Origin of the sequence: Sphingomonas sp., from assembly GCF_051962185.1 — a bacterium.
Taxonomy (GTDB): domain Bacteria; phylum Pseudomonadota; class Alphaproteobacteria; order Sphingomonadales; family Sphingomonadaceae; genus Sphingomonas.
Map to the genome: position 1 here is coordinate 1 of NZ_JBQCCN010000215.1, position 9,832 is coordinate 9,832.

The following is a 9,832-nucleotide window of genomic DNA, read 5'->3' on the forward strand; positions in this document are numbered from 1 at the left end:
AGCCGATCTCTATCCGATGTACGGCCTGACCGAGGCGTTCCGTTCGACCTATCTCGAACCCTCCTTAGTCGCCGCGCATCCCGATTCGATCGGGCGCGCGATCCCGTTCGCTGAGATCATGATCGTGCGGCCCGACGGCGCGACGGCGGCGCCCGATGAACCCGGGGAACTGGTTCATGCCGGGCCGCTCGTCGCGCAAGGCTATTGGCGCGATCCCGAGCGCACCGCGCTGCGCTTTCGCCCGGCACCGACCTGGTCGCGATCGGGCGGAACGGCGGTGTGGTCGGGCGATACCGCCATCGCCGATGCCGAAGGCCTGCTGCGCTTCGTCGGGCGCGACGACGAGATGATAAAATCGGCGGGCAACCGGATCAGCCCGACCGAAGTCGAGGAAGCGATCACCGCCGGCGCCGAGACGAGCGAAGCGGTGGCGCTCGGCGTGCCCGACGAACGGCTCGGCCAGGCGATCGTCGTGGTGGCGAAGGGGGACGGGGCGAGCGAGGAGGCGTTGCGCGAGCGCTTGCGCCGCGACCTGCCCAATTTCATGCAGCCGGCGCGCTACGTCTGGCTGGCCGAACTGCCACGCAATGCCAACGGCAAGCTCGATCGCGCGGGGCTGAGGGGGATGACGTCATGAAGCCGATGGGGACGATTCCACCCGAATTCCAATCGCTTCCGTTGATGATCGGCGGCAAGGCCGTGGATGCATCGACGACGCTCACCCCGGCGTTCGTCTATGACGGGTCGGTCGTCGCAAGCCGAATGGCGCGGTTCCGCGCGGCCTTTCCCGGCGTCGATCTTCACTATGCCGTCAAAGCCAATCCGTTCGGGCCGTTGCTCACAGCGATGGCGGCGCTGGTCGACGGATTCGATGTCGCCTCAGCCGGCGAGCTCGATCGCGTCGTCGGGTTGGGCAAGGCGGTGAGCTTCGCCGGACCGGGCAAGACCGACACCGAACTCGACGCGGCCATCGCCGCGCGCATCACGATCAATCTGGAGAGCGAAGGCGAGGCCGATCGCGCGTTGGCGGCGGCCGAGCGAGCGGGCGTAACGCCGCGGCTTGCCATCCGGGTGAACCCTGAATTCGAGCTGCGCGGATCGGGCATGCGGATGGGCGGGCGCGCCTCACCCTTCGGCGTCGATGCAGAGCGCGTGCCGGCGCTGGTGCGGCGGATCGTCGCGGCCGGGGCCGACTGGCAGGGCTTCCATATCTTCGCGGGATCGCAAGCGCTCGATGCCGCGGCGATCATCGACAGCCAAGCGCATACGCTCGATCTCGCGGCGCGATTGGCCGGCGAAGCGGGCGCGCAACCGCCGCTCGTCAATCTCGGCGGCGGGTTCGGCATTCCTTATTTTCCCGGCGAGCAAGCCGTTGATGTGGAAGCGATAGGAGCCGCGTTGACGCCAAGGTTGGCAAAGATGCCCGGCACCCGCTTCGCGATCGAGCTCGGGCGCTGGCTGGTGGGGGAAGCAGGGGTCTATCTGACTCGGGTGATCGACAGGAAGGAGAGCCGCGGCGAGGTCTTCCTGGTGTGCGATGGCGGGCTCAACCACCAGCTCGGCGCCACCGGCAATCTCGGCACCGTGGTTCGCCGCAATTATCCGGTCACGGTCGCCACCGCCGCGCCCCATGCGCGGCGCGAGACTGTGAGCGTGGTCGGCCCGCTCTGCACGCCGCTCGACCGCTTGGCCGATCAGATCGAGCTGCCGGTCGCCCACCCTGGTGACGTCATCGCGATATTCATGGCCGGCGCCTACGGACTTAGCGCCAGCCCGTGGGAGTTCCTCGGTCACCCGCGGCCTGCCGAAAGCCTGGTCTGACCGTTACTCCTAACGTAATCTTTACCCCCTCGGTCCCATAGCCAGCCCGAAGTTTGCGCGCGCCGGAATGACGTCACCGGCCCAGCCAGGCGCAGACGGGAGGCTGGTTTATGCGTTTCTTGAGGGTTTCCAGGGCTTTGCTCCTCGTGGGTGCGAGCGCGAGCGTGCTGACCGGCTGTGCCGGCGGCGGCAGCCGTCCGGAATTGCCGCCCGCGAGTTTCGTCGGATCGCGCGAGCAGCCGAGCGAGGAATATGTCATCGGTCCGATGGACCAGCTCAACATCTTCGTGTGGCGCAATCCCGAATTGTCGGCGAAGGTCCAGGTGCGCCCCGACGGCCGCATCACCACGCCGCTGGTCAACGACATGCCCGCGGTCGGCAAGACCCCGGCGATGCTCGCCGACGACATGAAGATCGCGCTGTCGACCTATATCAAGGATCCGATCGTCTCGGTCATCGTCGAAAGCCCGCAGTCGACCTACAGCCAGTCGATCCGCATCGTCGGCGCGACCGAGAAGCCGGCGTCGATCCCGTACCGCGCCAACATGACCCTGCTCGACGCGATGATCGCGGTCGGCGGGCTCAACCAATATGCCGCGGGCAACCGCGCCCGGCTGGTGCGCCAGGATCGCAACACCGGCCAGCAGCGCGAATATAACGTCAAGCTCGGCAAGCTGCTCAAGGACGGCGACCCGTCGGCGAACGTCAAGCTCGAGCCGGGCGACGTCATCATCATCCCCGAATCAATGTTCTGACGGAGGCCTGGGACCGTGAACGGCCTCTACGACGAGATTCGCATCGCTCTCCACGCGATCTGGAAGCGCCGCTGGCTCGCGCTGGCGGTGGCCTGGGTGGTCGCGATCCTGGGCTGGCTGGCGGTCAGCCAGATGCCCAATCGCTATGAATCGAAGGCGCGCGTCTTCGTTCAGATGGGTCAGGTGCTGCCATCCAAGATCGGCATCAGCGCGGCAGAGCAGCAGAACGACGTCGACACGATCCGCCAGACGCTGACCAGCGCGGTCAACCTGGAGAAGGTCGTGCGCGGCACCGACCTCGCCAACACGGTGTCTACCCCGCAAGAGGTCGCCGACCGCGTCGCCGGGCTGCAGCAGAACGTCAAGATCGTCGCGCAGCAGAACAATCTGTTCGAGATCACGGTGACCGCGTCGAGCCCCAAGCTCGCCGCGCAGATCAACCAGAAGTTGATCTCGATCTTCGTCGACCAGAATCTGGCCGACGACCGCAACGATACCCAGACCACGCTCCGCTTCCTCGACAGCCAGGTCGACGATCTGCAGCGCCGGCTGGGCGATGCCGATGCGAAGCGCAGCCAGTTCCAGACCCAGTATCTCGGTTCGCTGCCGGGCACCGGCTCGCTCTCCGACCGCATGTCGGCGGCGCGGACCCAGATGGCGCAGATCGACAGCGACCTCGCGGCCGCCTCGACCAGTCTCGCCTCGATCAACGGCCAGATGGCGGGCACGCCGCCGACCATCGCCGGCGTCGGTGGCGCGGGCAGTGCCGGACCGGCGCGCGCGCGCCTCGCCGCGATCGAAGGCCAACTCGCCGACGCGCGGGCCAAGGGCTATACCGAGAACCATCCCGACGTGGTCGCGCTGAAGAGCCAGCTCGGCGCCGCGCGTGCCGCCGCGGCGCGCGAGCCCGCGGTCGGCAGCGTCGCCGGCGGCGGCACGCCCAAGCCCCCATATCTGGCGCTGAAGTGGTTGCAGGTCGACAAACAGTCGCAAGTCGCGGCGCTGACCGCGCGCAAGCAGCAGCTCCAGCACGACATGGACGCGATCACCAGCAAGCTGAACGGCGATCCCGCGGCGGCCAACGAGCAGAGCCAGATCGATCGCGATTACCAGGTGCTCAAGGACCAGTATGACAAGCTGCTGAGCGATCGCGAGGAAGTCCGCGTCCGCGCGCAGGCGCAGGCGCAGACCGACTCGATCAAGTTCAGGATCATCGACCCGCCGGTCGCGCCGCGCGCGCCGACCGCGCCCAACCGGCCGTTGCTGCTGACCGGCGTGCTGTTCGCGGCGATCTTCGCCGGGATCGGCGGCGCCTTCGCGCTGTCTCAACTCAAGGCCACTTATGCGACCGCGGGCCGGCTCGAAAAGGCCACCGGCCTGCCGGTGATCGGCTCGATCAGCGAGCGCGTCGCCAAGGTCGAGACCGAAATGAGGAAACGCAAGCTGCGCATGTTCGCGGGGGCCGCGGCGGCATTGCCGGTCGCGTTCGTCTGCCTGCTCGGCGTGGAGATGCTGATGCGGGGGCTCGCGGCATGAACAAGCCGATCATCAACAAGGGCGGGTCGCTGCTCGAGCGCGCGGCCGAGGTCTATGACTTCTCGGCGCATCGCACCGCGCGGGCGATCCCCGACAGCGAGCTGCAGCCGGCGCCGGCCCCCAAGGCTGCGCCAGCGGTGCCCGCAATGCCGGTCGTCGAGGCTCCCAAACCGGTCGAGGCGCCGAAGCCCGTCGAGGCCAAGGCAGTGCCCATCGCAGCCGCCCCGGTCGCCAAGCCCGCGCCCGTCCAGCCTGCGGCACTCCCCGTCGCAGGCCGCCAGGCGAGGATCGATCGCGACCTGCTGGTCGAGAATCAGATGCTGATCCCTGGCGCGCCGATCGGTGTGCTGGCCGAGGAATTCCGCCTCGCCAAGCGTCAGTTGCTGCTGACCGCGCGGACGCTCAACGCGCAGGAACCCGACAAGGCGCGCACCATCCTGGTCTGTTCGGCCAAGCCGGGCGACGGCAAGACTTATTGCGCGATCAACCGCGCCATCTCGATGGCGGCGGAACGCGACACCCGCGTGCTGCTGGTCGATGCCGATTTCCCCAAGCCGGGGATCCTGCAGCGGCTCGGCGTCGCCGACGGCCGCGGCCTGCTCGACGCGCTGGCCGATCCGTCGATCGATATCGAGAAGTGCGTGGTCGGGACCGATATTCCCAATCTCAGCCTGCTGCCGGCGGGCGCACAGACCAATGCCGATGTCGAATTGATTGCCAGCGGCCGCACGCCCGAACTGATCGCGCGGCTGCTCGCCGCCGATCCCGGTCGCGTCGTGATCTTCGATTCGCCGCCCGCGCTCGCCGCGTCGCCCGCGTCGGTGCTGGCGCTGCATGTCGGCCAGGTCATGCTCGTGGTCCGCGCCGACAAGACGTCGGAAGGCGAGATTCGCGACACGGTGCAGCGGCTCGAAGGCTGCGAGCACATCCAGCTGTTGTTGAACAAGGTTTCATTCGCCCCGGGGGGGGCTCGTTTCGGCAGTTATTACGGCCAGGAGGACGAGGAGCAATGATGCTTCGGGTTTCCGCGGGGATCGCGCTTGCGGCGCTGCTGGCGGCGACGCCGGCGGCGGCGCAGGACGATAACGGCAATAGCGGGGGCAGGGGACGCAAGGTCAATGTCGCGCCCTATATCGAGCTCAGCCAAGTGCTGACCGCCGACGTCCAATCGGGCGACGTGCTGACCTACACCTCAGCCGCCGCCGGGGTCGATGCGTCGGTCGAGAACCGCCGCGTGTCGGTCAATCTGTCGGCACGCTACGAACATCAGTTCGCCTGGGACAAGACCAGCGGCGATGCCGATGTCGTGACCGGGCTGGCCAATGCCCAGGTGCGCGTCGCGCGCGGCCTGTCGATCGACGCGGGCGGCATCGCCACGCGGGCGCGCAACGACATGCGCGGGGATGCGCCGACCTTTTTCGGCAACGACCGCGACAATGTCAGCAATGTCTATTCGGGCTATGTCGGCCCGACTTTGAGCACCGGCAGCGGGCCGGTCGCGGTCAATGCGGCCTATCGCTTCGCTTATACCAAGGTGACCGAGCCGGGCCCGACCGGGGTCGCCCCGGGCAGCCCGCGGCTCGACTATTTCGACGATGCCAAGACGCAGATCGCGACCGCCTCGGTCGGCTTCAAATCGGGCACGGTCCTTCCGGTCGGCATGACCGCGAGCGGCGGCTGGACGCGCGACGACCAGAGCCAGTTGAGCAGCCGCTTCGACGATCTGTACGGCCGCGTCGATGCGGTGCTGCCGGTCTCGGGCAATGTCGCCGTCGAGGGCGGCGTGGGCTATGAGAAGCTGACGTCGAGCGCGCGCGATCCGTTGCTCGACACGAACGGCGTGCCGGTCACCGACAGCCGCGGGCGCTTCGTGACCGATCCCACTTCGCCGCGACGCATCGCCTACAAGACCGACGGCATCTATTGGGATGCCGGCGTCGTCTGGCGCCCGAGCCCGCGCACCATGGCGGAGGCGCATGTCGGCCGCCGCTACGGTTCGTGGAGTTATACCGGCTCGGTGAGCTACGCGCCGTCTCGGGGCGTCGGCGTCCAGGTGGGCGTGTACGATGCGGTCGAGACTTTCGGCAGCCAGTTGCAGCGAGGCCTGCGCGGCCTTCCCGCCGAATTCACCGCGACGCGCGACTTGCTCGCACAGCAATTCTCCGGCTGCACCTTCGGCACCACCGGCGGCGGCGCCGCGGGCGCGTGCATGAATTCGGTGTTCCAGTCGGTGTCGACCGCGACCTATCGCTCGCGCGGGATCGACGCGGTGGTCACGATGACGCGCGGCCAGTCGACCTTCGGCGTCGGCGCGGGCTATGCGAACCGCAAATTCTACGCGCCCAACAGCCCGGGCGTGGTGATCATCGGGACGAACGACCAGAGCTATTACGCGCAGATGTTCTACACCACGCCGATCGGCCAGCGCGTGTCGTTCACCGGCGACGTCTTCGCCAATTATTACGACAGCGGCATCGCGCCGGGCATCTTCAGCCTGGGGGCGAGCGGGTCGTTCTCGCGCAGCTTCGGCCGCCTCGGCACCAGCCTGTCGCTGGCCGCCTACACATTCAGCCAGCAGGGCCAGGAAGATCAGAGCAGCGCGCAGGCGTTGCTGGGGGCTCGTTACCAATTCTGACCGCAGCGGCGGGGCAACCCGCCCGGAGACGAAGACGATGTATGACGACCATTACGGATTGAGCGGACGCCCGTTCGCGCTGACGCCCGATCCGAAATTCTGGTTCGACACCGCCACGCATAGGAAGGCGATGGCCTATCTCGGCTATGGCCTGAGCCAAGGCGAGGGCTTCATCGTCATCACCGGCGATGTCGGCGCGGGCAAGACCACGCTGGTCGGCCATCTGATGGCGACGATCGACCGCGAGCGGCTGCACGTGATCAAATTGGTGTCGAGCCAGATCGAGGCCGACGACTTGCTGCGCATGGTGGCATCGGGCCTCGGCGTCGAGACCGCGGGGCTTATGAAGGCGCAATTGCTGGTCGCGATCGAGCGCGGCTTGCATTCGGTCGCACGCTCGGGTCGCCGCACGCTGCTGATCGTCGACGAGGCGCAGGCGCTTCACACCGGCGCGCTCGAAGAATTGCGCATGCTGTCCAACTTCCAGGCCGGTGGCCACGCGCTGCTGCAGATCTTCCTGCTCGGCCAGCCCGAATTCCGTGCCGCGCTCCATGGTGGCGCGCGGCTCGAACAGCTCCGCCAGCGCGTGATCGCGATGCACCATCTCGATCCGATGGGCGCCGACGAAGTCGAGCCCTATGTCCTGCACCGCATGGCGCTGGTCGGCTGGAATGGTCGCCCCAAATTCACGCCCGACGCCTTCGCCGCGCTCTATCGCGGCTCGGACGGCGTGCCGCGCCGGCTCAACCAGCTCGCCGGCCGCGTGCTGCTGCTCGGCGCGATCGAGCAGATCGACGTGATCGACGGCAAGACGGTCGAGGCGGTGATCGCCGATATCAGCGGCGATATGCCAACCGAGACGACGCCCGCGCGCCCGGTTGCCGCCGTTCCGGCGCCCACGCCCGAGCCGATCATGACGCCCGAACCGGTCGCCCCGGTCGCGACCCGGCCCGCCAACGACCCCACGACCGCGGCGAGCGAGCCCGCGCCGATCGCCATCGCCCCCGACCGCTTCGCCGCGATCGAGGCGCGGCTGGAGGAACAGGATGCGGCGCTCCGCCGGGTATTGGCGTTGCTGGTCGATTGGGTGGAGGGTAACGAGGCCGCGGCAGCGCGCGGTGGCCGCGCGGCCTGACGCGCGGGGGAGCGGCATCATGCTGAACGGCCTGTCGGTCGATGTCGAGGAATGGTTCCAGGTCGGCGCGTTCGAACGCGTGATCGCCAAGACCGATTGGGACGGCCTCAGGAGCCGCGTCGATTACAATACCGGCAAGGTGCTCGACCTGTTCGGCGAGACGGGGGTCAAGGCGACCTTCTTCACGCTCGGCTGGGTCGCCGAGCGCCATCCCGCGCTGATCCGCCGGATCGTGGGAGAGGGGCATGAGATCGCCAGCCATGGCTGGGACCACGACCGCGTCTTCACGATGACCGCCGATGCCTTCCGCGCCGACCTCAAGCGCGCGCGGATCGCGCTCGAGGATGCGTCGGGGCAGAAAGTCACCGGCTATCGCGCGCCGAGCTTCTCGATCGACCAGCGTACGCCCTGGGCGCACCAGGTGCTGGCCGAAGAGGGCTATGCTTATTCGTCGAGCGTCGCGCCCTTGGTCCACGACCATTATGGCTGGGCGGAAGCGCCGAAACACGCCTATCGCCCGGTGGCGGATGCGGATCTGATCGAATTGCCGATCACCCTCGCCGATGTCGCGGGGCGCAAGATCACCACCGGCGGCGGGTTCTTCCGGCTGTTTCCGGCGGCGATCACCGATCGCGCGGTGGCGCGTGCCAATCGCGAGGAAAGCCGCCCGGCGGTGTTCTATTTCCATCCGTGGGAAGTCGATCCCGATCAGCCGCGCGTCGCGCACGCGCCGCTCAAGTCGCGGCTGCGGCATTACAGCCGGCTGGGGGCGATGGCGGGCAAGCTGCGCGGGCTGGTCAAACGCCACGATTGGGGCCGCGTCGACGCGGTGGTCGCGGCCGAAGCGCAGCGCTTGCAGTGACCATGCCGTTGGTCTCGACTCCCGTGGCGATTGCCGCCGCCGACTTGGGCGATTCCGTCGAGCGCGCGCGGATCGATGCCTATGTCCGCGCGCATCCCGATGCCACGCCGTTTCACCTGACCGGCTGGAATATCGCGGTGTCGCGGGCGTGCGGACAGACAGCGCATTGCCTGATCGCCGAGCAAGCCGACGGCGCCCTGGCCGGCGTGCTGCCGCTGACCGAAATCCGCTCGCCGTTGTTCGGCAAGGCCCTGGTCTCGGCCGGGTTCGCGGTCGACGGTGGCATTCTGACCAGTCGTGACGCCGTCGCGGAAGCCTTGGCCGCGTCCGCCTGGGCGCTGGCGCAGAAACTCGGTTGCCCGAGCCTCGAACTGCGCGGCGGACCGGCACCGGGCGAGGGCTGGATCGTCGACGAGACCACCTATCTCGGCTTCTCGCGCGATCTCGCCAAGGATGACGAGGGCGAATTGCTCGCCATCCCGCGCAAGCAGCGCGCCGATGTCCGCAAGTCGCTCGACGCCGACCTGAAGGTCGCGATCGGCCGCTGGCCGCACGATCTCGCGATGCATTATGCCGTCTTCTCGGAATCGGTGCGTAATCTCGGCACACCGGTGTTCCCGGCGAAATTGTTCCGCGAGGTGGCGGCCGAGCTCGGCGAGCATGCCGATGTCGTGACGGTATCGAAGCACGGCAAGCCGCACGCCAGCGTGTTCAGCCTCTATCTCAACGGCACCGTCTATCCCTTCTGGGGCGGCGGCACGCGCGAGGCGCGGGCATTGAAGGCCAATGACCGGCTCTATTTCGAGCTGATGCGCCATGCTCGCGAGCGCGGATGCACGCGCTACGACTTCGGCCGGTCGAAAGCAGGGACGGGGGTCGCCGCGTTCAAGAAGAATTGGGGTTTCGAGGGCGTGCCGTTGCGCTACGCCAAGCGCGTGGCCGACGGAGAGACGCCGCGCGAGATGAACCCGATGAGCCCGAAATACCGGCTGCAGGTCGCGGTCTGGAAGAAGCTGCCGCTCTGGCTCGCCAACACGATGGGGCCGGTGATCGCCAAAGGCCTAGGCTAAGGTCCAATGGGCGATATC

9 protein-coding genes are annotated in these 9,832 nt (G+C 67.8%); all 9 read left to right on the forward strand.

Translation table 11 applies throughout. The features are described 5' to 3' along the window. Window positions 1-637, forward strand: a 637-nt coding sequence (locus ACTHJR_RS13580; protein ID WP_440523770.1) for an AMP-binding enzyme, incomplete at its 5' end; no start/stop codon positions are given. After that, window positions 634-1,821, forward strand: coding sequence for a pyridoxal-dependent decarboxylase, exosortase A system-associated (locus ACTHJR_RS13585; protein WP_440523771.1), 1,188 nt, complete (start codon window positions 634-636; stop codon window positions 1,819-1,821). The genes ACTHJR_RS13580 and ACTHJR_RS13585, both read left to right, overlap by 4 nt. A 110-nt stretch (window positions 1,822-1,931) precedes the next feature. Next, window positions 1,932-2,576, forward strand: a complete 645-nt coding sequence (locus ACTHJR_RS13590; RefSeq protein WP_440523772.1) for an XrtA/PEP-CTERM system exopolysaccharide export protein — start codon at window positions 1,932-1,934, stop codon at window positions 2,574-2,576. 15 nt (window positions 2,577-2,591) lie between these two features. Beyond that, complete coding sequence (locus ACTHJR_RS13595) at window positions 2,592-4,112, forward strand: XrtA system polysaccharide chain length determinant (RefSeq protein WP_440523773.1); 1,521 nt, start codon at window positions 2,592-2,594, stop codon at window positions 4,110-4,112. Next, window positions 4,109-5,125: an AAA family ATPase gene (locus tag ACTHJR_RS13600; RefSeq protein WP_440523774.1), complete on the forward strand. Its 1,017-nt coding sequence runs from the start codon at window positions 4,109-4,111 to the stop codon at window positions 5,123-5,125. The genes ACTHJR_RS13595 and ACTHJR_RS13600 overlap by 4 nt, the downstream gene beginning before the upstream one ends. Then, a complete protein-coding gene (locus tag ACTHJR_RS13605; protein WP_440523775.1) occupies window positions 5,125-6,747 on the forward strand; it encodes a hypothetical protein in 1,623 nt (540 codons plus the stop codon). The genes ACTHJR_RS13600 and ACTHJR_RS13605 overlap by 1 nt, the downstream gene beginning before the upstream one ends. Window positions 6,748-6,784: 37 nt before the next feature. Next, on the forward strand, window positions 6,785-7,882 hold the full coding sequence (locus ACTHJR_RS13610) for an AAA family ATPase (protein WP_440523776.1): 1,098 nt from the start codon (window positions 6,785-6,787) through the stop codon (window positions 7,880-7,882). A 19-nt stretch (window positions 7,883-7,901) separates the two neighbouring features. Continuing rightward, on the forward strand, window positions 7,902-8,744 hold the full coding sequence (locus tag ACTHJR_RS13615) for an XrtA system polysaccharide deacetylase (protein ID WP_440523777.1): 843 nt from the start codon (window positions 7,902-7,904) through the stop codon (window positions 8,742-8,744). Between the two features lie 2 nt (window positions 8,745-8,746). Then, window positions 8,747-9,814 (forward strand): FemAB family XrtA/PEP-CTERM system-associated protein, encoded by a 1,068-nt coding sequence (locus ACTHJR_RS13620; protein WP_440523778.1) that lies wholly within the window; start codon window positions 8,747-8,749, stop codon window positions 9,812-9,814. Window positions 9,815-9,832 lie beyond the last annotated feature (18 nt).

What these genes read in the sequence shown, in the direction of transcription:
- ACTHJR_RS13585 (WP_440523771.1), top strand. Translation starts at nt 634, where the DNA reads ATGAAGCCGATGGGGACGATTCCACCCGAATTCCAATCGCTTCCGTTG.
- ACTHJR_RS13590 (WP_440523772.1), top strand. Translation starts at nt 1,932, where the DNA reads ATGCGTTTCTTGAGGGTTTCCAGGGCTTTGCTCCTCGTGGGTGCGAGC.
- ACTHJR_RS13600 (WP_440523774.1), top strand. Translation starts at nt 4,109, where the DNA reads ATGAACAAGCCGATCATCAACAAGGGCGGGTCGCTGCTCGAGCGCGCG.
- ACTHJR_RS13605 (WP_440523775.1), top strand. Translation starts at nt 5,125, where the DNA reads ATGCTTCGGGTTTCCGCGGGGATCGCGCTTGCGGCGCTGCTGGCGGCG.
- ACTHJR_RS13610 (WP_440523776.1), top strand. Translation starts at nt 6,785, where the DNA reads ATGTATGACGACCATTACGGATTGAGCGGACGCCCGTTCGCGCTGACG.
- ACTHJR_RS13615 (WP_440523777.1), top strand. Translation starts at nt 7,902, where the DNA reads ATGCTGAACGGCCTGTCGGTCGATGTCGAGGAATGGTTCCAGGTCGGC.
- ACTHJR_RS13620 (WP_440523778.1), top strand. Translation starts at nt 8,747, where the DNA reads ATGCCGTTGGTCTCGACTCCCGTGGCGATTGCCGCCGCCGACTTGGGC.